The 25,450-nt window shown below is 67.3% G+C and carries 19 protein-coding genes; 6 read left to right on the top strand and 13 right to left on the bottom strand.

Going from position 1 to position 25,450, the window contains the following annotated elements:
• Positions 1-320: 320 nt before the first annotated feature.
• The 4 genes from ftsH to E9232_RS03370 all read left to right on the top strand — a co-directional run bounded on the left by ftsH (position 321) and on the right by E9232_RS03370 (position 4,413).
• Entirely contained in the window at positions 321-2,258 is a 1,938-nt protein-coding gene (gene ftsH, locus E9232_RS03385) for an ATP-dependent zinc metalloprotease FtsH (protein ID WP_309792143.1), read from the top strand.
• 12 nt (positions 2,259-2,270) lie between these two features.
• Positions 2,271-2,939 carry a BON domain-containing protein gene (locus E9232_RS03380; RefSeq protein WP_309792142.1) on the top strand — a complete coding sequence of 223 codons (669 nt, stop codon included), beginning with the start codon at positions 2,271-2,273 and terminating at the stop codon, positions 2,937-2,939.
• A 135-nt stretch (positions 2,940-3,074) separates the two neighbouring features.
• Positions 3,075-3,569 carry an NUDIX hydrolase gene (locus E9232_RS03375; RefSeq protein ID WP_309792141.1) on the top strand — a complete coding sequence of 165 codons (495 nt, stop codon included), beginning with the start codon at positions 3,075-3,077 and terminating at the stop codon, positions 3,567-3,569.
• Entirely contained in the window at positions 3,556-4,413 is an 858-nt protein-coding gene (locus E9232_RS03370) for a 3'(2'),5'-bisphosphate nucleotidase CysQ family protein (RefSeq protein WP_309792140.1), read from the top strand. The genes E9232_RS03375 and E9232_RS03370 overlap by 14 nt, the downstream gene beginning before the upstream one ends.
• Before the next feature lie 43 nt (positions 4,414-4,456).
• Here the strand turns inward: E9232_RS03370 and E9232_RS03365 are convergent, their stop codons facing one another.
• The 6 genes from E9232_RS03365 to E9232_RS03340 all read right to left on the bottom strand — a co-directional run bounded on the left by E9232_RS03365 (position 4,457) and on the right by E9232_RS03340 (position 11,954).
• A complete protein-coding gene (locus tag E9232_RS03365) occupies positions 4,457-4,789 on the bottom strand; it encodes a DUF1476 domain-containing protein (protein WP_309792138.1) in 333 nt (110 codons plus the stop codon).
• A gap of 30 nt (positions 4,790-4,819) precedes the next feature.
• Positions 4,820-5,680 (bottom strand): putative universal stress family protein, encoded by an 861-nt coding sequence (locus tag E9232_RS03360; protein ID WP_309792137.1) that lies wholly within the window; start codon positions 5,678-5,680, stop codon positions 4,820-4,822.
• Positions 5,681-5,779: 99 nt separating this feature from the next.
• Positions 5,780-7,369, bottom strand: a complete 1,590-nt coding sequence (locus E9232_RS03355; RefSeq protein ID WP_309792136.1) for an MBL fold metallo-hydrolase — start codon at positions 7,367-7,369, stop codon at positions 5,780-5,782.
• Between the two features lie 89 nt (positions 7,370-7,458).
• Positions 7,459-8,112, bottom strand: a complete 654-nt coding sequence (locus tag E9232_RS03350) for a BON domain-containing protein (protein WP_309792135.1) — start codon at positions 8,110-8,112, stop codon at positions 7,459-7,461.
• A gap of 181 nt (positions 8,113-8,293) precedes the next feature.
• Positions 8,294-9,142 (bottom strand): putative universal stress family protein, encoded by an 849-nt coding sequence (locus E9232_RS03345; RefSeq protein WP_309792134.1) that lies wholly within the window; start codon positions 9,140-9,142, stop codon positions 8,294-8,296.
• Between the two features lie 106 nt (positions 9,143-9,248).
• The gene (locus E9232_RS03340) at positions 9,249-11,954 is read right to left on the bottom strand and encodes a bifunctional acetate--CoA ligase family protein/GNAT family N-acetyltransferase (protein ID WP_309792132.1); all 2,706 of its coding nucleotides are present in this window, start codon (positions 11,952-11,954) and stop codon (positions 9,249-9,251) included.
• 214 nt (positions 11,955-12,168) lie between these two features.
• Here E9232_RS03340 and E9232_RS03335 point away from each other — a divergent pair, with 214 nt between their 5' ends.
• Positions 12,169-14,715: a cation-translocating P-type ATPase gene (locus E9232_RS03335; protein ID WP_309792131.1), complete on the top strand. Its 2,547-nt coding sequence runs from the start codon at positions 12,169-12,171 to the stop codon at positions 14,713-14,715.
• A 43-nt stretch (positions 14,716-14,758) separates the two neighbouring features.
• Here E9232_RS03335 and E9232_RS03330 read toward each other — a convergent pair whose 3' ends face one another.
• The 6 genes from E9232_RS03330 to E9232_RS03305 form a co-directional block, all read right to left on the bottom strand.
• Positions 14,759-15,865: an ABC transporter permease gene (locus E9232_RS03330; protein WP_309792129.1), complete on the bottom strand. Its 1,107-nt coding sequence runs from the start codon at positions 15,863-15,865 to the stop codon at positions 14,759-14,761.
• Between the two features lie 3 nt (positions 15,866-15,868).
• A complete protein-coding gene (locus tag E9232_RS03325; RefSeq protein ID WP_309792128.1) occupies positions 15,869-16,990 on the bottom strand; it encodes an ABC transporter permease in 1,122 nt (373 codons plus the stop codon).
• Positions 16,990-18,708, bottom strand: a complete 1,719-nt coding sequence (locus E9232_RS03320) for an ATP-binding cassette domain-containing protein (RefSeq protein ID WP_309792127.1) — start codon at positions 18,706-18,708, stop codon at positions 16,990-16,992. The genes E9232_RS03325 and E9232_RS03320 overlap by 1 nt, the downstream gene beginning before the upstream one ends.
• Positions 18,705-19,718, bottom strand: coding sequence for an HlyD family secretion protein (locus tag E9232_RS03315; protein WP_309792126.1), 1,014 nt, complete (start codon positions 19,716-19,718; stop codon positions 18,705-18,707). The genes E9232_RS03320 and E9232_RS03315 overlap by 4 nt, the downstream gene beginning before the upstream one ends.
• A 147-nt stretch (positions 19,719-19,865) precedes the next feature.
• Positions 19,866-22,397, bottom strand: coding sequence for a magnesium-translocating P-type ATPase (gene mgtA, locus E9232_RS03310; protein ID WP_309792125.1), 2,532 nt, complete (start codon positions 22,395-22,397; stop codon positions 19,866-19,868).
• Positions 22,398-22,430: 33 nt separating this feature from the next.
• Entirely contained in the window at positions 22,431-23,150 is a 720-nt protein-coding gene (locus E9232_RS03305; RefSeq protein WP_309792124.1) for a CBS domain-containing protein, read from the bottom strand.
• Positions 23,151-23,304: 154 nt separating this feature from the next.
• Here E9232_RS03305 and E9232_RS03300 point away from each other — a divergent pair, with 154 nt between their 5' ends.
• On the top strand, positions 23,305-23,460 hold the full coding sequence (locus E9232_RS03300; RefSeq protein WP_309792123.1) for a hypothetical protein: 156 nt from the start codon (positions 23,305-23,307) through the stop codon (positions 23,458-23,460).
• Between the two features lie 618 nt (positions 23,461-24,078).
• On the opposite strand, the gene E9232_RS03295 is transcribed toward E9232_RS03300, so the two are convergent.
• On the bottom strand, positions 24,079-25,116 hold the full coding sequence (locus tag E9232_RS03295) for a zinc-dependent alcohol dehydrogenase family protein (RefSeq protein ID WP_309792121.1): 1,038 nt from the start codon (positions 25,114-25,116) through the stop codon (positions 24,079-24,081).
• Positions 25,117-25,450: the final 334 nt, after the last annotated feature.

Below are 25,450 nucleotides of genomic sequence, written 5' to 3'. Positions count from 1 at the left end.
TACAGTGTGGGGCACCTCGACTGCGCGGCCGATCGTGACCTGCAGTTCCAAGGCATGAAATCGAGCCTTGGCGCGGCGCGATCGAGCACCCGGCCCGCGAGAACATCCCTGCCCGATCTTCCGCTGGCCGGGAGTAGCCTCGACCGCGCCGCAACTTGAACGGTATGGCCGGGCAGCCCCTCGCGCATTGACGCAGATCAAGCCTTCGATCGGGAGCCAGATGTCATCGCGGCCTTTTGCGCTGGATCAAGGCCGACTGGGCCCGCACCGGCGATGAGTCCCGGCGGCGAGATGCGCCGATGAGGGATCGGAGACGGGTTATGGAGATCAGGAAGGAACATCACATCAATTTCTGGTATATCATCGGCTCGGTCCTCGCGATCCTGCTGCTCCAGGATCTGCTGTTTCCTTCAGGCCGCAGCGAAGTCATCCCGTACAGCACCTTCCTGGAGCTCGTGCGCGATGGGAAGGTGGCCGATCTGGTTGTCGGCCCGGCGAGAATCTCAGGTGCCTATCGCGAGGCGCGCGCCGGGAAGCCGCAGGAATTCTCGACCATACGCGTGGAACCGGGAATCGCGGATGCACTCACCAAGGCCAATGTCGGCTTTTCCGGCGAGGCTGAACCCGGCCTTCTGCAGACGATTCTGGGCTGGTTGCTGCCCACGATCGGCTTCGTCGTCCTCTGGCTCATCCTGGTGCGCCCCTTCATCAGCGGCCAGGGCGCCGGCGGCCTGCTGTCGATCGGCAAGAGCAGGGCCAGGGTCTATGCGGAGCAGGATGTGGGAGTCCACTTTGCCGATGTCGCCGGTGTCGATGAGGCCAAGGAGGAGCTCAAGGAAGTTGTCGCCTTCCTGAAGGACCCGGCCGGCCACGGCCGACTGGGGGCTCGCGTACCGAAAGGTGTGTTGCTGGTCGGGCCACCCGGGACGGGCAAGACCCTGCTGGCCCGCGCCGTCGCCGGCGAGGCGGGAGTTCCTTTCTTCTCGATCTCGGGTTCCGAGTTCGTTGAGATGTTCGTCGGCGTCGGCGCCGCAAGGGTCCGGGACCTGTTCGACCAGGCGCGCCGGAACGCTCCCGCCATCGTCTTCATCGACGAGCTGGACGCACTCGGCCGTGCCCGGGGGGCATTCCTGCCCGGAGGAGGCGGCCATGACGAGAAGGAGCAGACGCTCAACCAGCTCCTCTCCGAGCTCGACGGCTTCGACTCGAGCGTCGGCGTCGTGCTTCTGGCAGCCACCAATCGACCGGAGATCCTGGACCCCGCGCTTCTTCGCGCCGGGCGGTTCGACCGGCAGATCCTGGTGGACCGCCCGGACAAGAAGGGCCGCGTCGACATCCTCCAGGTGCATCTGAGGAAAGTCAAAATCGCCTCCGACGTTCCGGTCGAGGCGGTTGCCGCGTTGACGCCAGGCTTCACCGGTGCCGACCTGGCCAATCTCGTCAACGAGGCCGCCCTTCTGGCAACGCGCCGCGGCGCCGCGTGCGTCACCTTCGACGACTTCACCCAGGCGATCGAGCGCATCGTCGCCGGGCTGGAGAAGCGTAACCGGCTGCTGAATCCGCACGAGCGGACCGTGGTCGCGCATCATGAGATGGGCCACGCCATCGCCGCCATGGCCCTACCCGGAATCGACCCCGTCCAGAAAGTCTCGATCATCCCGCGCGGTGTCACCGCCCTCGGCTACACGATGCAGCGGCCGATCGAGGACCGGTTCCTGATGGACCGGTCGGAACTGACCAACCGGATGACGGTCCTGCTCGGTGGCCGGGCCGCGGAGAGCTTGGTGTTCGGCGAGATCTCGACCGGAGCTGCCGATGATCTGGCCAAGGCAACGGACATCGCCCGGAGCATGGTCGCGCGCTTCGGAATGGACATCGGCTTGGGGCAGGTCGCCTACGAACCGGAGGCTCCATCATTCCTGTCCGGCCCGACCGTGCCGGAGTGGCAGCCCCGCCGCTACAGCGACGCGACGGCTGCAGCGATCGATACGGCGATCCGGGATCTCATCGATACAGCGTTCCGGCAAGCCACAACCATCCTGGTCGGGAATCGTGCCCTGCTCGTCACGGCCGCTGCCGAGCTTCTGGTCAAGGAGACGCTTGCGGGGGACAGCTTGCAGGCGATCGCAACCGCGGTCGTCAAGCCGCATGCGGACGAGCAGCCGCACGCGGATCTTAGCAACGCCGACCGCGGCTTGGTTCGGTTTGATCCGGATCACGGTCACCGGCCGCGCCGGGACGTCGTAACAGCAGCCTAAGGAGTGACGCCGATGGACATCGACAAGCAGTTGAAGCGGATGGTCATGGAGGAGCTCGACTACGAGCCGAGCGTTGACGCCACGGCGGTCGGCGTCTCGGTCACCGACGGTGTGGTCACGCTGTCCGGCCATGTCGCAAGCTACGCCCAGAAGCTGGCGGCCACCGATGCCGCCCAGCGGATCAAGGGAGTGAGCGCAGTCGTGCAGGACATCGTTGTCCGGCCGCCCGGCGACGCGAAGCCTTCCGACGAGGAGATCGGGATGCGGGCGGCGGCGGCCTTGAGGTGGCACAGCAGCCTTCCTGGCGACCGCATCCGCATCGCGGTCGGGCATGGTGTCGTTCGTCTGACCGGCGACCTCGACTGGCAGCACCAGAAGCGCGAAGCCGAGCACGTGGTGCAGGGGCTGAAGGGCGTCATCACCGTGATCAATGCCATTCACGTCAAGCCGGCGCACCACATGGCCTCGGTGCCGGAGGTGCGGAACGAGATCGAGGCTGCCCTGAAGCGGAGCGCCGGCATCGACGCCTCGCGCGTCATCGTGGCGGCGTCGGATGGGAGGATCACCCTGTCAGGCACCGTACGCGCGAGCTTCGAGCGCGATGTCGCCGAGATCGCGGCCTGGTCGGTTCCCGGCGTGATCGATGTCGAGAATCGCATCGCCCTGCAGCAGGCGCCATGACCACGGCAACCCCGGGCGCGTGGTGGCGCAGAGCGGGTCGATGAGGACATGCACCAGCTTCCAGCTCAAATGGGCTTGATGCAGTGTCTTGCGATCGGTGGCCTCGCCCGGCCACCTGCTGGAGCAGCCACGCGCATGGCCACGGAAAGTGCCGGGATCCTGATGCACAAGCGGCTGGGCGGACGGTTGCTCGTCCTGCTCGTGCATCCCGGCGGGCCGTTCTGGCGCCGTAAGGATCTCGGCGCCTGGTCGATCCCGAAGGGGGAACTGGCTGAGGGTGAGGGCGCCGAGGCCGCGGCCCGGCGTGAATTCTCCGAGGAGCTCGGCGTCGAGATCCCAGGGCCGTTGCGGCCGCTCGGCCGGATCCGCCAGCGCGGCGGCAAGCAGGTTTCGAGCTTCACGCTCGAGGGCGATCTTGACGTCGATCAGATCCGGAGCAGCGAGTTCCAGTTGGAATGGCCGCCGCACAGCGGGCGGATTCAGTCTTTCCCGGAAGTCGATCGGGCCGAATGGTTCGACCTGCCAACCGCCCGCGAGAAGATCCTGGCCAGCCAGCGTCCTCTGCTCGACCGCCTGGAGGAGATCAATGTCGCGAATCCTTTCGCCGGATCACTTGATGCCCATCAATGAGAACCTGCTCCCGGCCATCGAGCACCCGGTCTGCCCGGCCGAATTTTCGAGCCCGCGGTTCCTCGACGAGTTGACCGCCCTCGCCTCGCACGCTGCAACCACGATCCTCTCGTTTGATCGATCCCATATCGGTTGGCGAAGCAAACCTGATTCTTCCCCAGTGACCGCTGCCGATGAAGCGGCCGAGGACGTGATCCTTGCCGGGCTGTCGTGTCTTCTGCCGGGAATGCGGGTGGTGTCCGAGGAGCCGTGGGATCCCGCCGGGACGGATTCGGGCGAGGCAGATTTCATCCTCGTCGATCCCCTGGACGGCACCCGAGAGTACCTGGCCGGCCGGAGCGAGTTCACGGTGAACATCGGCCTCATCATCGGCCATGTCGCGACGGTCGGCGTGATCGCCGCGCCTGATCTGGGCAAGATCTGGCGGGGCGTCCTCGGCAAAGGAAGCGATCGGCTCCGTCTTTCGCCGGGCGCCGGCCCGACCCATGGAGGCACGCCCGTTCCGATCCGCACACGGAAGCCCCAGCCGGGGCGCGTCGTCGCCATGGTCAGCCGCTCGCATTTCGACCCCAGGACCGATGCCTTCCTCAGTTCGCGATCGGTGACCGGACGCGTTGCCTGTGGATCATCCCTGAAGTTCTGCCGAATTGCCGAAGGCCGAGCCGACCTCTATGCGCGGTTGGGACCCACATCGCAATGGGACATCGCCGCTGGCCACGCCATCCTGGCCGCGGCAGGGGGCGCAGTGACGACACCGGATAGCGGTCTTCTCAACTATGGGTTCGGGCCCGCCGGTTTTGCCGTCCCAGGCTTTGTCGCCTGGGGACATCAGCCCGCTGGATGAAGGGGAACCATTATCCAAACTAAGCGGATAGTCTGGCTTCTGCCTAGGCCTTATCGGTCTCGCCAACGAGCTGATGGCCGGCGAGCCGTTCCAGGTTATCCAGCTTGTGGTTCAGGCGATAGGTCGACAGCTTGATACCGTGGGCCAGGAGATCCTCCTGAACTTTGCGGACGACATCCCGTTTCTGTGGTTGTTCGACACCTATCGTCACGAGTTCTGCGGCATAGGCATCGGCTGCGGCTCCGACCAGGCCGATCAGTTCGGCCACCCACAAGCCGAGCAGGCGGTTCCGACGCGTCCGAATGCGGAACGCTAGATCCTGGTCGTGCCGGAAGGCCGCCTCGATCGCCTGTTCCCGCGATCCAAAAATCGTCATGGTCGTCTCCATCAGCGTCGTGGCGGCCGGTCAGCTCGACCACAGGACAAGCGTGCGCGCATCCCGCATCACCTCGCGCGTCGTGCCGCCGAAGATCCTCTCCCGCGTCCGGTCATGCGAGTAGGCACCCATGATGAGCAGATCGGCATGGGCCTCGTCCGCCGCCATGATCAAGGTTTCGCCGATGGTCAGGTCGTCCGCCTTGCGAACTTCCACATCCGCCCGAAGCCCATGGAGCGCGAGATAGGCCTGGAGCGGCTGGAGCGGGGGAGCCACACCGTCCTCCTGGACCGCGAGCAGCTTGATCTTCCAGCACCCCTTGAGAAGAGGGAGGGCGCCGGCGACCGCCCTCGCCGCCTGGGGACTGTTGTTCCAGGCGATCACGGCGGACGCGCAATGGTTCATGACATTCCGGCCGGGAACGAGGAGAACGGGCCGCCCTGTCGTCAACAGAGCGGTCTCGAAGATCCGGTCGGCGACCGAGGGTCGTCCCCGTTCCGCCTTCGCCACCACGATCAGGTCGGCGGCGTGGCCGGCTGGCCCAACGGCTTCGCCGAAGGGCAGCGGACACTCCGTCCAGCGGACGGGCCCCGGCGCCGCCGGGTCGTGGCTGTGCCGGCACCGGATCCGGTCCCGTTCGCGCCACTCCTCGAACCAGATCCGGGCGCGGTCGGCCGACGCACGCATCTCCTTGCTCAGGGTCTCAGTGAAATCCTCCGTCCATCCCGGCGCGAAGATTTCGCCGAAAAAGCGGTCGGACCAGTCTGCCGGCCGGCAGAAGTAGAGGCACTCGAGTTCCGCCTCATGCCGACGGGCGATCGCCGCCGCGACATCCAGCATATCGTCCCGCGGCATGCCCGCGAAGGGACACAGTATCTGGCGGATCGACATGGCAGGTCTTCTCCTGTTTGGGCGAGGTGTCGTGGTTCGCCGCTCTCCTCGATTCACCATCTCGCCCCAGCCGGAGCGTTGATCCAGATCAACCGGACCTCAGCTTTCGTCCAAGGCATTCCGGAGATGGCGGAGGACCGCGCTTCGGGCGCGATCGTGGTTGGCCGCCTCGAGGCGGGCATCGATGTCGAGCAGGAGCCGGGCGCGTTCATTGTGCCAATCGAGGCTCGATACAGCCTCCGGCAGGATCCGAGGCCGCTGGGACATGGGAATCAACTCGGGGCCACCGGGCTGCAGCCGATAACCGTCGTCAAGCTGTGGCAGCAGCACCGTCGGCGGCGGATCCACGCCTTCCACGACCCGTTCCTTCATGGCCGCCAGGGCCAGACGCTCCCCGTGCACGAGGAAGACAGCTTGGTGGATCGGTTGGCGATCGATGATCCAGCGGGCGAGTTCTGGCCCGTCGGCATGGCCGGAATAGTCTTCGATCATGCGGATCCGCGCGCGGACCTGGAAATCCTCGCCCTGGATTCGAACAGCTTTGGCGCCGTCCTGCAGCAATCGGCCAAGGGTCCCCTGGGCCTGAAAGCCAGTCAGGAGGATCGTGGCGGCCGGGTTCCAAAGGTGACGCTTCAGGTGATGCCGGATGCGCCCCGCGTCGCACATGCCGCTCGCGGCGATGACAATCCTGAATCCGTCGATGTCGTTGATCGCGCGGCTCTGGTCCGGCGTCTCGGCGAAGTGGATTTGCCTCGACTTCAGCGCCCGGGCGAAGTCTGGGCCGTCCTCCAGCGCCAGATGGTTGCGCAGGAAGACGTCAGTGGCCCGGATCGCGAGCGGCGAGTCGACATAGATCGGTGACTTCGGGACGATGCCCTGGTCCATGAGGCGCACCAAGTCGAGGATGAGCTCTTGCGTCCGCTCGACCGCGAAGGCAGGGATGATCAGCACGCCCTGGGGCGTCATGGCCTTCCTGACTTCGGAAGCAAGATGCTCGCGCCGCGTCTCCGGCGTGATCGCCGGCCGGTCCACGTCGCCATAGGTCGCTTCGCAGACCAGGATGTCGATATCCGCAGGCGAGCGCCGATCGGTCTGGAGCATTCCGACGTCCGGCCCCAGGTCGCCGGAGACGAGCAGGCGGAGCGGTTTGCCGTCTTCGCCGGCCAGCTCGATCTCGATCGAAGCCGACCCCAGGATGTGGCCCGCGTTCCAGTACCGCGCGCGGACGCCGGGCAGCGGCTCGAACCACGTCTCATAGTCGACGGCGCGGAAGGCTGCGAGGGTCGCCTGCGCATCCGCCACCGTGTAGATCGGCGTCACCTTCGGCTGGCCGCGGCGCTGGTTCCGCTGATTGAGCGTGAGCACCTCCGATTCCTGGATGTGCCCTGAATCCGGCAACATCACCCCGCACAAATCGATCGTGCCGCGGGTGGCATAGACCGGACCGCGGAAGCCGTCGCGAGCAAGCTTCGGAATCAGGCCGCTGTGGTCGATGTGGGCATGGGTCAGCAAGACGCAGTCCACCTGGGCCGGCCGGAACGGAAAGCCGATGTAGTTGAGGCCCTTGAGGGTCTTCGACCCCTGGAAGAGGCCGCAGTCGACCAGCATCCGGCCGCGACTGGTCTCCAGCAGCAGGCAGGATCCGGTAACGGTGCCGGCGGCGCCGTGGAAGTGTAGGGCGGGAGCCATGGCAGCAGCCTCGATAGGGGATGCGGGGACGCGCCGATCGCGACTTGGGGACAATCGGCGCGTCGTTGCGGTTGTCGGGATCGCCGCACCTACCCGATCAGCAGATGGTCTTCGACGGCGGTGACACCGGCCGCGGACCAGGCGGCCCGTTCCGCGGCGTTGCGCTCCGCCCAGTTCCGGACGCGGCCGTTCAACAGGACGGTGCCGTCAGCCGCGGAGATCTTGATCTCGCTGGCGTCGAGCGCCGCATTCCGCCGGAACGCATCCTCGATCTTCTGTCGGACATCCGCGGCGCGAACCGCCGGCTTGATCACAATGAGGTTGGTCACGCCGACGACGCCGCTGAGCTTCTGGACATCGGCCGCCGCCGCACCCCGCTGGTAGTTCCAGTCGACGGTACCGGTGAGGGTCACCCAGCCCTTCTCGACCTTGACCGTGACGCGATCTGCCGGCACCGAGACATCCCATTGCAAGATGCGAACGGCCCGTTCGGCGATCTCGTCGTCCTTCGTCTTCTTGGCAGTGGCCGGCCGCACCTCGATCTCCTCGGCGATGCCATGCACGCCGACGACGCGCTTGGCCGCCCGCTCAGCCGCGATCTTCTCCGCGTAGGTTGCGACGTGCCCGGTGAGGGTCACCACACCCTGGTCGGCCGCGACGCCGATGTGGGTCGCGTCAAACGTCGGATCCCACGCCAGCTCGTTCAGCACGTTCCGACGAAGCTCTTCATTCTTGCCGGTCATCACCAGCCTCCTGTGCAAGGGTTGACAGGAGATTCCTAGGGCCTCCGACGCGCTTCAGCCTTGACCCAGATCAATAGGATCTCCAGCGAATGGGGGCTTCCGTTCCGGCTCGCTCTCCATGCGAAACGGACCCTGCGCCGGTCGGCACAGGGCCCGTTCACGGATCGGTCCGCCGGATAAATCAATGTGCCAGGACAACCCCGATCCGGGATTGCTCGAGAATGTCCCGGGTGGTACCCCCGAAGACCATCTCCCGCACTTTGCTGTGGGTGTAGGCGCCCATCACCAGCAGACCGGCCTGCATGCGGTCCACCTCGTCCAGGATCGCCTGGCCGACGAGACGGCCGTCGAGCGGCTTCGCCTCGGTCTCGACCATGATCCCGTGCCGCTGGAAATAGGCCTTGATCGGATCGAGCTTCACCTCCTGCCCAATCTCGTCCAGGAAGGTGACGACCTTGATCCATTTCCGATCGCTCAGCAGCGGCAGGGCCCCCGCCACCGCCCGCGCCGACTGGACGCTGTCGTTCCAGGCGATCAGGACCGTATCGGTGCGGCTGAGGAACGGCGTGTCGGGCACCATCAGGACCGGCCGGCCGGAGGCCAGCAGCGCGCCCTCGAAGACCTCACGCGCCCAGGCCGTGGCGGTGTTCTCGGGACCGCGGGTGACGATGAGGTCGCACACCCGGCCGGCCGCGCCGATCAGATCGGCGTCGATGCCGGTCTGCTCCCGCCAGGCGACCGCTGGCGCATCGGACTCGCCACCGAGATGATTTCGGTGACGCCAGCCATCGAAGTAGCGGTGCGCGGCGGTGGCGGCCTCCTGCACCGAAGCTTCGATCGAGGCCTGGTACTCCTCGCTCCAGGCCCCGTAGTCGAATTCCCAGCCGGGAAAGTTGCCCACAACGGAGGGACGCAGATAGAGCAACTCGATTGCCGCGGACTGCTCCCGCGCCATCGCCAACGCGGCATCGAGCAGACTGTCGTCGTTCAGCTTGCCCGTGACGGGCACCAGGATCTTGCGGATCGGCATGGCCATCTCCCGAATTCCAAGCAATGCGCCGCACGGTCTGCCGCAGAGGTGCCGCCGGTCGCAAAGGCATCCTGCCCCGCGCCGAACGGCCGGGCCTTGAGATGGATCAAGCGTCGAGGACAATGGTCACACGCACCAGCCCGGGTTCCTCCGGCACGTCTTCGCGAGCGAAGCCAAGCTCCTCGACCATGCGCAGCATGGTGGTGTTCTCACGCAGGACCTCGCCGAAGATGCGCGCCAGCCCCCGGCTGCGAGCATAGGCGATGATCTCGGTCATCAGCCGGTAGCCCAGCCCCTGCCGCTTCAGGTCGGAGCGCACCATGATGCCGTATTCGGCGGATATGTTGTCCGGGTCGGCAATGATGCGGACCGCCCCGAGGAGCACGGCGCGACCACCCTCCTCCGCCTCGGCCACCAGCGCCATCTCGCGATCGTAGTCGATCTGGGTCAGCCGGGCGGCGAATTCATGGTCGAATGTCCGCATAGGGCCGAAGAAGCGCAGCCGAATGTCGTCCGGGCTGGACCGCTGCAGCATCTCGCGCATCGCCGACTCATCCTCCGGCCGGACCGGACGCAGCGTGACCGCCAGCCCGTCGTGAAGGGCGAAGCACTGCACCAGGTGCTGCGGATAGGGGCGGATGGCGAAGCGCGGCGTGCCGGGCGGCAGCGGCGGCTGCACCCGGATTCGGGCGTCGAGCGCCAAAACCCCATCGCCGTCGGCGAGCAGCGGATTGATGTCGAGCTCCACCACCTCGGACAGGTCGGCGGCGAGCTGCGACAGCTTCATCAACGTCAGGACCACAGCATCGAGATCGGCCTTAGGTCGGGACCGGTAGCCTTGGAGCAGGCGCCACACCCTGGTGCGCGCCATCAGGTCGTGGGCCAGCACGCCGTTCAGGGGCGGCAGGGCCACGGCGCTGTCGCGCAGCACCTCGACCGCGGTGCCGCCATGGCCGAACAGGATGGTCGGACCGAACAGGCGATCCTGGCCGATTCCGAGGATCAGCTCATGCGCGTCGGGCTTGCGCGCCATCTCCTGCACGGTGAATCCGAGCAGCCGGGCATCGGGCGCGGCCTTTCCGATCGTCGCAAGCATCTCACGCGCGGCAATGCAGACCTGCTCTGCCCCCTGCAGATTCAGCCGGACCCCGCCGAGATCGGATTTGTGAGTGATGTCGGGCGACAGGATCTTCAGCGCCACCGGGCCTGAAAAACTACTCGCGGCCTCTGCGGCTGCCGCCGGGTCCGCCGCGACGCTCCGGGTCCGGATCACCGGGATTCGATAGGCCTCCAGCACCTGCTTGGACTCGGGCTCGGTCAGCATCGTCCGCCCCCCGGCCAGGGCCGCGGCAATCACCGCCCTGGCGGCCGCCGGATCGGGTGCGAAGTCCTGCGGCAACGCCGGCGGCGTCTCCATCAACAGCTTCTGGTTCCGCCGATAGCGGGCGAGGTGCATGAAGGCCCGCGCCGCCTGTCCGGGCGTGGCGTAGCTGGGGATCCGGTGCTCGGCGAACAGCCGTCGCGCGGCTGCGGCGGCACCCTCGCCGAGCCAGCAGGTCAGCACCGGCGGCCGCGCCCCATCGCGCGTCGCTGCGTTGTTCACCGACTGGACCACCGCCCGCGCCGCATCGATCGGGTCGGCCACCGCGGTCGGGCAGTTCATCACCAGCACCGCGTCCTTGCCGGGATCGGCCAGCATTGCATCGAGCGCGTGGGCATAGCGCTCGCCCGTCGCATCTCCGACGATGTCGACCGGGTTGCCGTGACTCCAGGTCGGCGGCAGCACCGCATCCAGCCGAGCCATGGTCCCGGCCGCCAGCTCCGCCATGGTGCCGCCGGACTCTCCCAGCGCCTCCGTCGCCAGCACACCGGCACCGCCGCCATTGGTCATGACCGCCAGCCGATCGCCATCAACATGCAGGCGGCTGGCCAGAGTCTCGACCGCGTCGAACAGCTCGGCCAGGTCGAACACCCGCAGCATGCCGGCGCGGCGGAAGGCAGCGTCGTAGACCGCATCCGATCCGGCCAGGGCGCCGGTGTGGCTGGCGGCGGCCCGCGCCGCGGCCTCGGTGCGGCCGGCCTTGATCGCCACCACCGGCTTGGTCCGGGCGGCGATGCGACCGGCCGACATGAACTTGCGGGCATGAGTCACGGCTTCGACGTAGAGCAGGATCGCCCGGGTGCGGCCATCGGCGGCCAGCCAGTCCAGCAGGTCGCCGAAATCGACATCGGCCATATCACCGAGCGAGACGACATGGCTGAACCCGATGCCCCGATGGGTGGCCCAGTCCAGCACCGCCGTTGCGATCGCGCCCGACTGGCTGACGAAGGCCAGGTCACCCGGCAGCGGCGAGATATGGGCGAAGCTGGCGTTGACGCCGTGGTGCGGTGCCATGAGCCCCAGGCAATTCGGCCCGAGGACGCGCAGCAGATGCGGCCGGGCCGCGTCCAGCACCGCCTGACGCAGCGCCACACCATCTGTCTGACCAGGGCCTGCGCCGAAGCCGGCGGTCACAACCACGGCGGCGCGGGTGCCCCGGGCGCCGAGTTCGGCGATCAGGCCGGGCACGGTCGCCGGCGGCGTAGCGATCACCGCCAGATCCGGCGTCACCGGCAGGTCGGCGACCGACGCATAGGCCAGCGCACTGCCGATCGACCGCGCCTGCGGATTGACCGGCATCACCGGCCCGTCGAAGCCACCGGCGAACAGGTTGCGGGCCAGCACCGCGCCGACAGTGCCCGGGCGCCGGCTGGCCCCGATCAGGGCGATCGAGCTTGGGCGGAACAGGGCATCCAGATTGCGGATCGACATCGCATCCTCTCGTCAGCTGCCGTGCTGAGCCGGGCTTCGGGCAGGATCCCCCGGACCCTCGCCGGCGGGATCCTCACGGTCGCCACCCCGTCCGGCCTTGATGCAGATCAAACACGAAGGTCCCAGGCCGAACGGCTCGCTTGATCTGAATCAGAGCGGTGGGCGCCCCGGCGAACGACAATCCGGCATCATGATCCAGCGAATGGAAGCCGTCATGAGCACCGCCGAATCCGTCGTAGCCGAAGGCCTCACGGCAGCCGAGGCGAAGGCCCGCCTCGAGACGGAGGGTCCGAACGCCTTGCCCTGTGGTCCGCGCCGCACGTTGTTTCGGATCGCGCTCGATGTCGGCCGCGAGCCGATGTTCCTGCTGCTCATCGCCGCCGGCGCCCTGTATCTGGTGCTGGGCGAGCGGACCGAGGCTTGGGCCCTGCTGAGCTGCGTCATCGTCACCATCGGCATGGCTATCGCCCAGGAAAACCGGACCGAGAGGGCGGTCCAGGCGCTCGAGACCCTCGCCACGCCGAAGGTCGACGTGCTGCGCTCCGGCCGGCGCCAGCGCATCGACAGCCGCGACCTGGTGCGCGGCGACGTCTTCAGTCTCACCGAGGGCGAGCGTGTGGCAGCCGATGCCGTGCTGGTCTCGGGCCAGGACCTCCTGCTCGACGAGTCCCATCTGACGGGTGAGTCCGTCCCCGTGCGCAAGCGCCACGCCGATCGGCCGATGCCCATGGGCGAGCCCGGCGGTGACGACACGCCGTTCGTCTTCTCCGGCAGCATGGTCGTGCGCGGCAGCGGGCTGGCGGAAGCCGCCGCGACCGGCATCCGCAGCCGGATCGGGCGCATCGGGCAGGCCCTGACCACATTGGAGGCCGGCACCAGCCCGCTGGCCCGCCAGACGCGCCGCCTCGTGCAGGTCTTCGCGATCGGCGGACTGAGCCTCAGCATCACGGCCGCCCTCCTGTACGGGATCCTGCGCGGGTCCTGGCTGGAGGCGGCGCTGGCTGGAATCACGCTGGCCATGGCAATGCTGCCGGAGGAGTTTCCGCTGGTCCTGACGGTGTTCCTGATCATGGGGGCCTGGCGCATTGCCCGGGTGCATGTGCTGACCCGACGGGCTCCGGCGATCGAGACTCTCGGCGCCGCAACCGTCCTCTGCACGGACAAGACGGGAACGCTCACCCTCAACCGGATGTCGGTCGGCGAGCTTCGTGCTGCTGGCGAGACCTTCCGGCCTCGCGAGGACGATGGAGAAGTCTTGCCCGATGGGCTGCGCCTGGTCCTCGAGACCGCGGTCCTGGCCAGCGACCGCCACCCCTTCGATCCGATGGAACAGGCACTGCAGCGGGCGGAAGGCCGATATCTCCCGCAAGCCGCGGCCGGCCACGAAGGCTGGCAGCCGGCGCACCACTACGGCTTGCGGCCCGACCTCCTCGCTGTGACCCGCGTGTGGCGCGTTCCCGGCGAGCCAGCCTGTCTCGTCGCCACCAAGGGTGCACCAGAGGCCATCATCCAGCTTTGCCGGACCGATCCATCCCTGGCAGCTCGAATCCGGCGGGATGCCGAGGCCATGGCGGCCCGGGGCATGCGGGTCCTGGGTGTCGCCCGGGCCTTGTCCGGCGGTTCGGACTGGCCGCCGACGCCGCAAGGCTTCGCGTTCGAGTTCGTCGGGCTGGTCGGCCTTGCCGACCCTGTCCGCCCGGGCGTCCCCGAAGCCATCCGTGAGTGCCGGCGGGCAGGAATCAAGGTCGCGATGATCACCGGCGACCATCCGGTCACGGCGCAGGCGATCGCCCGTGAGGCCGGGTTCGACGACACCCTCGGCGTGATGACGGGGCAGATGATTGACGATCTGTCCGATGCCGACCTCGCCGGCCGGATCGCCAATGCCGGGATCTTCGCCCGGATCATGCCCGAGCAGAAGCTGCGCCTGGTCCAGGCCTTCAAGGCACGCGGCGAGATCGTCGCCATGACAGGCGACGGGGTCAACGATGCCCCGGCGCTGAAGGCGGCCCATATCGGAATTGCCATGGGTGGCCGGGGCACAGACGTGGCGCGGGAGGCCTCTGCCATCGTCCTGCTCGACGACGATTTCGGCTCGATCGTCCAGGCGATCCGTCTCGGCCGGCGGATCTACGACAATCTGCGCAAGGCGATGGGCTTCATCCTGGCGGTCCACATCCCGATCGCGGGGCTCGCCCTGCTGCCGCTGCTGTTCGGCTGGCCGATCGTGCTCGAGCCGCTCCACATCGCCTTCCTGGAGCTCGTCATCGACCCTGTCTGCGCCCTGGTCTTCGAAAGCGAGTCCGAGGAAGAGGACGTGATGGCGCGTCCGCCCCGGCCGGCAGCGGCCCCGCTGCTGTCTCGCGACCTCCTCGCCTGGGGCGTGCTCGACGGCCTCACCGCGCTGCTGCTGGTCGGCGCGATCTACCTGATCGGACTGCACAACGGGCTGGCCACGGCAGACCTCCGGGCGCTGACCTTCGCCTCACTGGTCCTGGCCAATTTCGGGCTGATCCTCGTCAACCGCTCCTTCAGCCCCACTCTCCGCTCCCTGCTACGGCCGAACGTGGCTTTCCGCTGGGTTGTGGGTATCACCATGATGATGCTCGGCCTGGCCGTCTACCTGCCATTCGCCCGCGACCTCTTCGACTTCGGCACGCTGCACCTCGACGATCTGGCCCTCGTCGCTGCTGCAGGCGCCGCTACCGTCGTGGTGCTTCAGTTCGTCAAATCCACCCGGCTGCTCGATCTCAGGCGCTGAACGCAGTGACTGGCGCCCCAATCCGGGGGCAGCCCCCGCTGAGCTACTCGAGCCGCCCACGAAACAGCCAGGTCGCGGTGATGAGCGTGGCAAGGCCGATCGCGGCCATCGGCCAGATCTGGCCGGCCGCGACATCCCAGGCCATGTCTTGCAGGAATACGCCCCTCGCCACGACCAGCATGTAGCGAATCGGGTCGAGCAGCGTGAGTGCCCGGCACCAGCCGGGCATGTTCTCGACCGGGGTGGCGAAGCCGGACAGGATCATCGCCGGCGCCAGGAACAGGAAGACGCCGAGGATCGCCTGCTGCTGGGTCTTGGCGACCGACGAGATCGCCAGCCCGATGCCGATGCCGGAGAGGAGGAAGATGGCAAGCGACAGGACCAGCAGGGCAGCACTGCCGACGAAGGGGACACCGTAGGCGACGACCACCACCGCGACCAGCAGGGCGGCCTCGGAGACACCGATTGCGAAGGTCGGAACGGTCTTGCCGATGACGATCTCCATCGGCCTCATCGGTGTGACCAGCAGTTGATCGAACGTGCCGAGTTCGCGCTCGCGGGCGACCGAAAGCGCAGTCGTCAGCACCACGGTGACAAAGCTGAGCAGCACGACGAGGCCGGGAAGGATGAACCAGCGGCTCGACAGGTTCGGGTTGAACCAGGCCCTCGATACCACCGCAACGCCTCCCGGTCGCCGGGCGAGGGTGGCCAGGTCCTGGGTGTAGCCGTCGATGATGGACTGGGCGTAACTCCCAACGATCATCGCCGTGTTCGACCGCCTGGCGTCGATTATTAGTTGGAGATCGGCGGCCTGACCTGAGAGCAGATCGGCCGAGAAGCGCTGGCCGAGATGCAGGACGGCAGTGACGTGCTGCTCGGTGATGCCGGCGGCGACCTCCTCCGGCTGGTCGTACACCGCAGTGAGATCAAAGGCCGGCGACCGGGCGAAGCGGTCGATCAGTTCGGCTGCCGGCCGGCTGCCGTCTTCGTCCCAGATTCCGAGGGAGACGCCGGCGATCTCGAAGGTTGCGGCGTTGGCGAACAGCACCAGCTGCAGCAGCGGCGGCACGATCAGAACCAGCCGCATCCTGCGGTCCTGCAGCAGAGCCCGAAATTCCTTGACGATCAGCGCGCGGATTCGACCATACATGGCTCAGTCCAGCCGGCGGCGAGTGTTGATGAGCGTGACGGCGAAGAAAAAGGCGGCGAAGCCGCCCATTGCTGCGAGATCCGGCAGCAGCACGGGCCAGACGTCGCCGGCCAGGAACAGTGTCTGCAGGGCATCGACGTAGTAGCGTGCGGCGACCACCCGGGTGACGGCCTGGACCCATCCGGGCATGGAGGCGATGTCGAACAGCAGCCCCGACAGGATCACCGCCGGCATATAGGTGACGATGAAGGCGATCTGTGCGGCGACGAATTGGTTGCGCGCCCAGGTCGAGATCAACAGTCCCATGCCGAGTGCAGACAGCAGGAACACGGCAGAGACCAGGAGAAGGGCACCTAAGGAGCCACGGAACGGCACCTGGAACAGGAAAATGGCGAGCGCGAGCGAGACAGCCAGCCCAGCCAGGCCGAGGCCGAAATACGCGATCAGCTTGCCCAGCTGCAACTCGATGGTGCGCACCGGGGTAACCAATAGCGCCTCCATCGTTCCCCGCTCCCACTCGCGCGAAACCACCAGCGCCGTCAGGAGCGCGCCGATCAGCGTCATGATCAGCGCGATCAGCCCGGGAACGATGAAGTCCGTGCTGCGCAGCTGCGGATTGAACCAGTTGCGCAGCTCCAGGATCAGGGGTGCCGCTGCGGCCCGGCGGCCCTCCAGCCCGCCCAGCCACACCCGGATCGCGCCGCCGGCATAGCCTTCGACCAGCCGCGCCGTGTTGGCGTCCACCCCGTCGACGATGAGCTGGATCCGGGCCGGCTCCTGCAGGGCGACGGCCTGGCGGCTGAAATCCCCTCTCAGCACTGCAAAGCCTCGGATCTCCCGCGACGTCAGCGCCGTTTCCGCCTCCCCGGCAGAGCGGTAAGCCGTCGCGCGCAGGTAGCCGGAATTCGCAAAGGCAGCGTAGAGCCCGGCCGTGTCCGGCGAGGGGCTCTCGATCACCACCCCGAAGGGCACGTCGCGCGCGTCGAGCGACAGGCCGAAGCCGTTCAGGAGCAGCAGTACCACCGGCATCACCAGTGCGATCATCACCGAGGATGGATCGCGCAGGATCTGCAACACCTCCTTGCGCACCAGGCCGGCCAGACGCTGGACGGACAGCCCGGCCATCACGCCGCGACCGCCTGGTCCTGGGCCGTGATCAGCCGGATGAAGGCCTCTTCCAGCGTCGGATCCGGCTGCTCGACCGTCGCGTTCGCCGCCTTGATCGCATCCGGCGACCCCAGGGCCGCGATCCGCCCGCGGTAGATCACGGCCAGGCGGTCGCAATACTCCGCCTCCTCCATGAAATGGGAGGTCACCAGAACTGTGACACCCTGATCGGCCAGGCCCCCGATCCGGCTCCAGAATTCGCGCCGGGTCAGCGGATCGACGCCGCTGGTCGGCTCATCCAGGAACAGGATCTGCGGATCGTGGATCAGCGCGGCCGCGAGGGCGAGCCGCTGCTTGAAGCCGAGCGGCAGCTCCGAGGGCCGGTCATTCGCCGCGGCGGCAAGATCGAAGCCGGAGAGGGACCGATCGATGGCAGCAGCGAGACGCACCCCGGACAGGCCATAGGCTCCGCCGAAGAATTCCAGATTCTGCCGCACGGTGAGGTCGCCATAGAGCGAGAAGCGCTGGGCCATGTAGCCCAGGCGACCCCGCGCCTCCGCCCGCCCACGGCTCAGGTCCATTCCCGCAACCTTCGCAACTCCCTCCGAAGCAGCCAGGAGCCCACAGAGGATGCGGAAGATGGTAGATTTCCCGGCCCCGTTCGGCCCCAGGAGGCCGAAGATCTCGCCGCGCGCCACGGCAAAGCTGACGTTGTCCACCGCACGAAAGTTGCCGAACCGGCGGACCAGGCCCGATGTCACGATCGCCGGCTCGGCGTCCGCGGCCAGGGCTTCGGCCGGCGCCTCGGCGGCAGGCATCGGCCCTCGGTCCCGTTGCCTTAGCACTGTAACGAAGGCGTCCTCGAACCGCGGTGCGACCGGCGCGGCGGCGATGCCATCGGGCAAGATGGCTTCGGGCGCAAGGAGCAGCCGGACATTGCCGCCCTGAATCACTGCATCGAGCACCCCAGGCGCGCGCAGCAGGCGCCGCTGGAGGGCACGCCGTCCCGTCGCCTCGGCCTTGATCAGGAAGCTCCGTCCGACGATCGATGCAGTAAACGATTCCGGGGTTCCAGCCCCGACCAGATGGCCTCCGTCGAGCAGAAGCACCTCGTCGCAGCGTTCTGCCTCGTCGAGATAGGCGGTGCTCCACAGCACCGGCACGCCATCGTCGACCAGCCTGCGGACAATCTGCCAAAGCTCCCGTCGGGAGACCGGATCCACACCGACGGACGGCTCATCCAGCAGCAGCAGGCGTGGCCGCGAGAGGAGGCAGCAGGCCAGCCCCAGCTTCTGCTTCATCCCGCCCGAAAGCTGACCGGCCAAGCGGCTGCCGAAACGTGCCAGATCGGTGAAGCGGAGCAGTTCCTGCACCCGGCCCTCCCGGACCTCCGCGGACAGCCGGTGCAGATCGGCATAGAGCCGCAGGTTCTCATCGACCGTGAGATCCTCATACAGGCCGAAGCGCTGCGGCATATAGCCGATCTCGGCCTGGTTCTCCGCCGCTTGTCGGACACCGTCCCGTCCGAGCACGGTGATCTGTCCGCCATCCAGGCGGATCAGTCCGGCCACCAGCCGCATAAGGGTCGTCTTGCCGGCGCCGTCCGGACCGACGAGACCGGTGAGCCGACGATCCGGGATCCGGGCGGACACCTGGTCGAGCGCGACCACCGCATTACGACCGCGAGAGAAGCGCTTGACCACGGCATCCAGGGTGATGACCGGAGTGTCGTTCACGGCGCGTCCTCCTTTGCGGGATCGAGCCGGATCGTCACCGGCATGCCCTGCCGCAGGCCATCGTCAGGTGCCGTGACGAAGATCCGCAGGCGATAGACAAGCTGGGTGCGGAGTTCGGGTGTCTCGATGCTTTTCGGGGTAAATTCCGCTGTTGGCGCGACGTAGCCGATCCAGCCGTGATAAGCGGTGCCGGGCCGGCTGTCCGTGTGGACGCTCACGCTCCGGCCGGGCACCGCCTGACCAAGCGCAGCCTCCGGCACATAACTGCGCACCCAGACGCGATCGGTCATCGCCAGCGTGTAGACCGGAGAGGTCGGTGCGAGGATCGCCCCAGGTTCTGCGATGCGTGAGAGAATGACTCCATCTGCTGGGGCATGGAGCTTGGTCCGCGCCAGCCGGTTCTCGGCCAGGGCCAGCGCTGCCCGATCGGCCTGCAATGCCGCCCGGGCGCCGTCGATGTCCTCCTGCCGGCTGCCGAGACGCATCACCTCCGCCGCCTTGTCGACGGCCAGTGTCCGGGCCGTCGCTTCATCGAACGCCGCCTTGGCGTCGTCATAGGCCTGGCGCGACCCGCTGGCGGTGCTCAGCAGCTCGGCCTTCCGTTGGAAGGTGATGCGGTCATTCTCCATCGTCGCCCGCGCCGCCGCGGCATCGGCCTGGGCCCGCTCGATATCCTCCTTGCGGTTCCCCGCGAGGGCCTTGTCGAGCGCGGCTTGCTGCGCGTCGACCCGCGCCGAGGCCAGGGAGACGAGGTTCTCGTAAACGTCGGGTTCGAGCTCGGCCAGGAGCTCGCCCGCGCGCACGACGTCTCCCTCCTCCTTCTCGAGCTTGAGCAGCGGTCCTTCTGCGTTGAAGGCAAGGTCGACCTGACGGATGTCCACGTTGCCGTAAAGGATCAGCTCTTGGGCACCACCGCGGTGTTGTGCGAAATACCAGGCGCCGCCGGCGGCAAGGCCGGCGAGCAGAATGCCCACGATCGTTGTGCTTCGGTGTGCCAACTGGCTCTCCATGCCTTGCCATCGAGCACAGGGAGCCAGAAACCCGGCGGGAATGCCCTGATCTGGATCAACGTCGTTGGCGCTGGGGACTGAGGCCGTCGGCCAAGGGTGCAAGCTCGCCACCCTGTGCCGCGAGGGCATGGGCAGCCTTCACACCGATCAGCCCGCCGGATCGCGAAGCAGCAGCCGCTTCGCAATTTCCACGATCCCGAGATAGGCCGGCACGACCACGGCCAGGAACAGATAGAAGACCGATGGCAGGGGCGTCATGCCGAGTATGGCGCCGAGCCCCGTGAATGGCAGGAGGGTCGCCAGGCCGGCGACGCCGAGGGACAGCGCCGAGAGCAGCGGATGTGGCCGGTTCGCCCAGGGCGCGCCACGGGTCCGGATCACGAAGATCACCAGCACCTGGGTGAGCAGGGATTCGACGAACCAGCCGGTCTGGAAGGCGGCCTCGTCGCCACTGAAGAGGGCAAGCAGGACGCCAAATGTCAGGAAGTCGAACAGCGAGCTGATCGGGCCGAGCACGAGCATGAACCGGACGACCCGGGCCAAGTCCCAGCGCACAGGGCGTCGCAGGGCCTCAGGGTCCACCCGGTCGAAGGGAAGCCCGAGCTCTGACAGGTCGTAGAGCAGGTTGTTGAGCAGCACCTGGACCGGCAACATCGGCAGGAACGGCAGCAGGAACGCGGCCCCGGCCATGCTCGCCATGTTGCCGAGGTTCGAGCTGCTGCCCATCAGGATGTATTTCGTGACGTTGGCGACGGTGCGGCGTCCCTCCAGCGCGCCCGCATGGATGACGGAGAGGTCGCGGTCCAGCAGCACCAGATCGGCCGCCTCCTTCGCGACATCCGTCGCGGTCTGCACCGAGATTCCGACATCGGCCTCGTGCAGCGCGGACGCGTCGTTCGCCCCGTCGCCGAGAAAGCCGACCACGTGCCCGAGCCGCCGGAATGCCGCGAGGACGCGGCGCTTCTGCTGCGGGTTCACGCGGCAAAACAGATTGACCGTCGCCAGACGCCCCAGCAGCGCCTCGTCCGACATCCCGGCGATCTCGGCGCCGGTCAGCATGCCGATGACGGGAATACCCAGCTCGGCGCAGACATGCTGCGTGACCCGCTCGTTGTCGCCGGTCAAGATCTTGACGGAGATGCCGGCCTCGCCGAGGGCATGGATCGCGGCCGCGGCGTCCGGTTTCGGCGGATCGACGAAGGTGACGAAACCGGCAAAAGCCAGTTCGCCTTCATCTTGGAGGGCCGCATGATCCTGAGTGAGGGCGACCTCCCGGAAGGCGATACCCAGGGCCCGCTGACCATCGGCGCCAATCCCCTCGAACATCGCCGCGAGCCGCCCACGCTCGGCAGCATCCAGCGGACGCGTCTCTCCCGAGGCGGTCACGGCGGTGGTGGAGATCTGCAGGATGTCCTCCGGGGCACCTTTGACCACGAGAAGGCGGGCGCCGCCGCCCACCGGCTCGACCAGGACCGAAACCCGGCGACGCTCGAAGTCGAAGGGCACCTCGTCGAGCTTGCGCCAGGCCGAGACGTCCGGGCGTCCGTGCTCGAGGATGGCATCGTCCAGCGGGCTGCGGATGCCGCTCTCGAAGACGCTGTTGAGGCCGGCCAGGCGCAGCACCTCCTCGCTTTCGGCGCCGGTCGGATCGATGTGCCCGACGAGGCGGATCCTGGCTTCGGTGAGGGAGCCGGTCTTGTCGGCGCACAGGATGTCCATCGCCCCCAGGTCGTGGATCGCGGCGAGGCGCTTCACGATGACACGCCGGGCGGCCATGCGCCGGGCGCCCCGTGCCAGGGTCACGGTGACGATCATGGGCAGCAGCTCCGGCGTCAGCCCGACCGCCAGCGCCAGAGCGAACATCAGGGCTTCTAACCAGGGCCGGTGGAAGGCGAGGTTCACTGCCAGCACGAACAGGACGAGGAACACGGTGAGCCGGAGCATCAGGAAGCCGAAGCGCCGCACGCCGATCTCGAAGGCGTCGGGCGGGCGCCGCCGGCCGAGGCTGGCCGCCACCGTGCCGAGCATCGCCTCCCGGCCCGTCCGGCAGACGAGGGCCGTCGCCGAGCCGCTGACGATCGAGCTGCCCATCGCGACCGCATCCGCCGCCCCTGCTGGACCCTCACCCGTGATCGTCCGATCGCCGGCGTTCTTCTCCACGGGATAGGATTCCCCGGTCAGCAGGGCCTGGTTGACGAAGAGGTCGCGGCTCTCGATCAGCCGGCAATCGGCCGGGACGATGTCGCCGGCTGAGAAGCGCACGATGTCGCCGGGCACGAGCTCGTCGACCGGGATTTCTCGGTCCGACCCATCACGCCGCACTCTCGCCCGCAGCGCGACCGAGCGCTGCAGCGCCTCGACCGTCCGGTGCGCCTGGAATTCCTGCGCGAAGTCGATCGCCACGCTGATCGACAGGATCCCGAGGACGATGACGAAACTGCGCGTCTCCCCCGCCGCGAGGGACAGGCCGCTCGCCAGAAGCAGCAACAGGATCAGCGGATTCCGCAGACGGTCGAGCAGGAGCGCGGTCACCGAGGCGCGGCGATGCGCCAGCACGTCGTTGGTTCCCCAGCGCTGCCGGGCCGTGGATGCCTGATCGGAGCTCAGCCCGGACGGCGTGACGGCGAGGCGCCCGAGCACTCCTTCAATCGAGCCCGACCAGTCCTCGGCGCGATCCAACGTCCGCACAGTCCGCGTCCTGCTCACGCTGGATCAGAGCTGCCGTTGGTACACCGGGTCGAGCACCGTTCCGGTGAGCGGCTCAATCAGGAGCATGTCGTCCTTGACCCCCTTCACGCCGGGCACGTTCTCCACGGCCACCCTCAGGGCGTCGCGCACCCATTCGTCGGTGATGACGCCGCCGATCGTCACCCGCCCGTCCTGGCACTCGATCCGCATTCCCTCCACCCGGGCCCACAGCTGCTCGGTCAGTTCGGCGAAGATCCGTTCGCGGATGGCCTTGTCGTCGTGGCCGTTCTCTGCCCGGACATCAAGCAGCCCAGCCAGGAGCCGCAACAGGCTGGCGCGACTGACGAGGCCGACCAGCTTGGTACCACGCAGCACCGGAATGCGCTTGATCCGACGGTCCAGCATCAAGCGCACGATCTCATCGAGTGAGGCGTCCTCGGAGACCGAAACGACGTCCCGCGTCATCAAGTCGGCGACGTTGCGGCTGTGCGACCTCACATACTCCCTGGCAAGCCGGTCGGTTCCAGTGAAGAAGGCAAGCCAGTCCGGCCGGCGCTTCTCGGTGCCGATTTCGGCCCGGCGCAGCAGGTCGCCTTCGGTGATCATGCCGACCATGTCGCCCTCCAGATCGACCACCGGCAGGCCGCTGATCCCGCGGCCAAGCATGATGCGGATGGCGGCCAGGATCGGCAGATCGGACCGCACGGTCACCGGATTTCTGGTCATGACGTCTGCGGCGTTCATCGTCTTTCTCCTCCTTGGTGTGGAGGGAGGATGGCGAGGACAGGCGCCTGCCGCTTTGATCCGGATCAATTCCACAGCCGGATGAGGTTTGAGCTGAATCAAGGAGCGACGCTGCCGATCGCGAGAGGCTGGCCAGGAAACAAGGGAGGTGGGGATGTCGCTTCTGATCCGTCTGGTGCTGGTGGCCGCAGGGCTGATCGCGGCGCTGTTCGTGGCGCAAGAGGCGCCGAACTTCGGCGTGCTCCAGGCCTTTATCGGAATGTTGCTGATCGTCGCGTTGGTCGGCGTCCTCGCCTGGCTGCGGCGCTAGCGGGATCGGATAGGACAGCATGTGGACCTGCGCCTGGATATTGAGCACGGCCGTGCTCTTCCTCTTCTCCCTCGTCGTCGCGACATGGCTGGTGCCGGAGGTGGATCACGCCGGAGAGGATGGTTCCCCGCGATCGGCGCCCGGAGCCGATGGCCGATCGCTGCCCCCCTGAAGCAATGCCGCCGCTGGTTTCCCGGCGACGGCGCTACATCTCCCAGACCTTCGAATTTGCAGGCCAGACGGCCCAGCGACCGCAGGCCTCAGCCCGCTCGCCGACTGCGCGGACGCCCGGCCGGCGTCACGCCTGCCGTAGAAGACTGCTCGGCCTTTGCCGGGCGGGGAATGGACGAATTCCTGCCGTGCCGAGGCTTCTTCGGCATGCGGCATCCAGCCCCGGGGAGCGGCACGTCGACAAAAGGTTGGCCCGGATCGACCGTCCTCGTGTCCGGGCTGTTGGGGTTGCTTTTGGGGATCGACATTGTGTCCTCCTTGTCGGCGGAGGCTGGGCCGCTGACCCACCCGCCGGGTTCATCGGAATGAAAACTGCCGTCGTCGTGCCGGTCGCGGTGCGTCCCGGTTTGTGTTCCTGGTCGGCCTGAGCCTCGACGCCCCCGATCCTCACATCGCGATGATCACCTTCAGCGCCTTGGTGTCGGCGGCGCGGCCGAAGGTTGCATAGGCGTCGAGGATCCGATCGAAGGGAAAGCGGTGGGTGACGAGGCGGGCAGGGTCGATCTTCCCGGACTGCACCGTCTTCAGGAGCATGGGCGTCGTGACCGTGTCCACCAGCCGTGTCGTGATCGTGATGTTCTCCGACCAAAGCCGCTCCAGATGGAGATCGACCTTCTGGCCATGCACGCCGACATTGGCGATGGTGCCTCCAGCGCCGACGATGTCCTGGCAGAGCAGGAAGGTAGCGGGCACGCCGACCGCCTCGATCGCGGTATCGACGCCGCGGCCACCAGTCAGAACCCTGACGTCCTCGGCAACGCCGCCGCCGCGGCTGTTGACAACATGGGTGGCGCCGAACTGCTTGGCGACAGCGAGCCGGTTGTCGTCGAGGTCGATCATGATGATCTGGGCAGGTGAGTAGAACTGAGCCGTTAGCAGGGCGGCGAGTCCGATCGGGCCGGCCCCGACGATCGCGACGGTCGAGCCCGGCGCGAGCTTGCCGTTGAGCACGCCGCATTCGAAACCGGTCGGCAGGATGTCGCTCAGCATGACGAGCGCCTCCTCATCCGCACCGTCCGGGATCGGATAGAGGCTGGTGTCTGCATGCGGGGTGCGAACGTATTCGGCCTGCGTGCCGTCGATCCGGTTGCCGAGGATCCACCCGCCGGTCGTGCAATGCGAATACATGCCGCGGCGGCAGTTCTCGCATGTGCCACAGGACGAAATGCATGAGATGAGGACCCGGTCGCCCGGGCGGAAGTTGGTGACACCGGGACCGACGGAGTCGATGACGCCGACGCCCTCGTGGCCCAGGATCCGGCCTGGGGCGCAAGTCGCGACATCGCCTTTGAGAATGTGAAGATCGGTGCCGCAGATCGTCGTCTTGACCATCCGCACGATCGCGTCGCCCGGGGCCTGGATCTCGGGCTTGGGCCGGTCTTCGACCGCCTTGGACCCCGGCCCGCGGTAAACGAATGCTCTCATGGAATTCCCCTGCAATTCATTGCCCTTGAGGGCATGGCTCGGCTCGACACTCGATGCGCATGTCGGTCGCGCCGGTTCAGAGCAGAAAGAGCCACCAACCCGGCTGCCGCTTTGATTTGGATCAAGCGACTGTTGGGCTTCGGAATTCACGGGGGATCGGAGATGGAGACCGCCCCCTATGATCGGAGTACGAGCGGGCTCATCGATGTCTGCAAATCATCTGATTGCAGCCTTCCGGGTATCCGGCGGCCTCGTCCCGCCACCGCGCCTCCCAATTGCCCGGCCACCGACCCGCTGCTACCCTTGGGATGCACTGGCCCAGGCGGTGGTCGAA

This window comes from Inquilinus ginsengisoli, assembly GCF_031453975.1.
Lineage (GTDB): Bacteria > Pseudomonadota > Alphaproteobacteria > DSM-16000 > Inquilinaceae > Inquilinus > Inquilinus ginsengisoli_A.
The sequence above is the reverse complement of the archived record's forward strand: the minus strand, read 5'-3'. Positions and strand labels throughout refer to the sequence as shown.

Excerpts from the sequence above, each read along its gene's own strand:
- ftsH (WP_309792143.1), top strand. The coding sequence starts at position 321 with ATGGAGATCAGGAAGGAACATCACATCAATTTCTGGTATATCATCGGC.
- E9232_RS03380 (WP_309792142.1), top strand. The coding sequence starts at position 2,271 with ATGGACATCGACAAGCAGTTGAAGCGGATGGTCATGGAGGAGCTCGAC.
- E9232_RS03375 (WP_309792141.1), top strand. The coding sequence starts at position 3,075 with ATGGCCACGGAAAGTGCCGGGATCCTGATGCACAAGCGGCTGGGCGGA.
- E9232_RS03370 (WP_309792140.1), top strand. The coding sequence starts at position 3,556 with ATGCCCATCAATGAGAACCTGCTCCCGGCCATCGAGCACCCGGTCTGC.
- E9232_RS03365 (WP_309792138.1), bottom strand. The coding sequence starts at position 4,789 with ATGACGATTTTTGGATCGCGGGAACAGGCGATCGAGGCGGCCTTCCGG.
- E9232_RS03360 (WP_309792137.1), bottom strand. The coding sequence starts at position 5,680 with ATGTCGATCCGCCAGATACTGTGTCCCTTCGCGGGCATGCCGCGGGAC.
- E9232_RS03355 (WP_309792136.1), bottom strand. The coding sequence starts at position 7,369 with ATGGCTCCCGCCCTACACTTCCACGGCGCCGCCGGCACCGTTACCGGA.
- E9232_RS03350 (WP_309792135.1), bottom strand. The coding sequence starts at position 8,112 with ATGACCGGCAAGAATGAAGAGCTTCGTCGGAACGTGCTGAACGAGCTG.
- E9232_RS03345 (WP_309792134.1), bottom strand. The coding sequence starts at position 9,142 with ATGCCGATCCGCAAGATCCTGGTGCCCGTCACGGGCAAGCTGAACGAC.
- E9232_RS03340 (WP_309792132.1), bottom strand. The coding sequence starts at position 11,954 with ATGTCGATCCGCAATCTGGATGCCCTGTTCCGCCCAAGCTCGATCGCC.
- E9232_RS03335 (WP_309792131.1), top strand. The coding sequence starts at position 12,169 with ATGAGCACCGCCGAATCCGTCGTAGCCGAAGGCCTCACGGCAGCCGAG.
- E9232_RS03330 (WP_309792129.1), bottom strand. The coding sequence starts at position 15,865 with ATGTATGGTCGAATCCGCGCGCTGATCGTCAAGGAATTTCGGGCTCTG.
- E9232_RS03325 (WP_309792128.1), bottom strand. The coding sequence starts at position 16,990 with ATGGCCGGGCTGTCCGTCCAGCGTCTGGCCGGCCTGGTGCGCAAGGAG.
- E9232_RS03315 (WP_309792126.1), bottom strand. The coding sequence starts at position 19,718 with ATGGAGAGCCAGTTGGCACACCGAAGCACAACGATCGTGGGCATTCTG.
- E9232_RS03305 (WP_309792124.1), bottom strand. The coding sequence starts at position 23,150 with ATGAACGCCGCAGACGTCATGACCAGAAATCCGGTGACCGTGCGGTCC.
- E9232_RS03300 (WP_309792123.1), top strand. The coding sequence starts at position 23,305 with ATGTCGCTTCTGATCCGTCTGGTGCTGGTGGCCGCAGGGCTGATCGCG.
- E9232_RS03295 (WP_309792121.1), bottom strand. The coding sequence starts at position 25,116 with ATGAGAGCATTCGTTTACCGCGGGCCGGGGTCCAAGGCGGTCGAAGAC.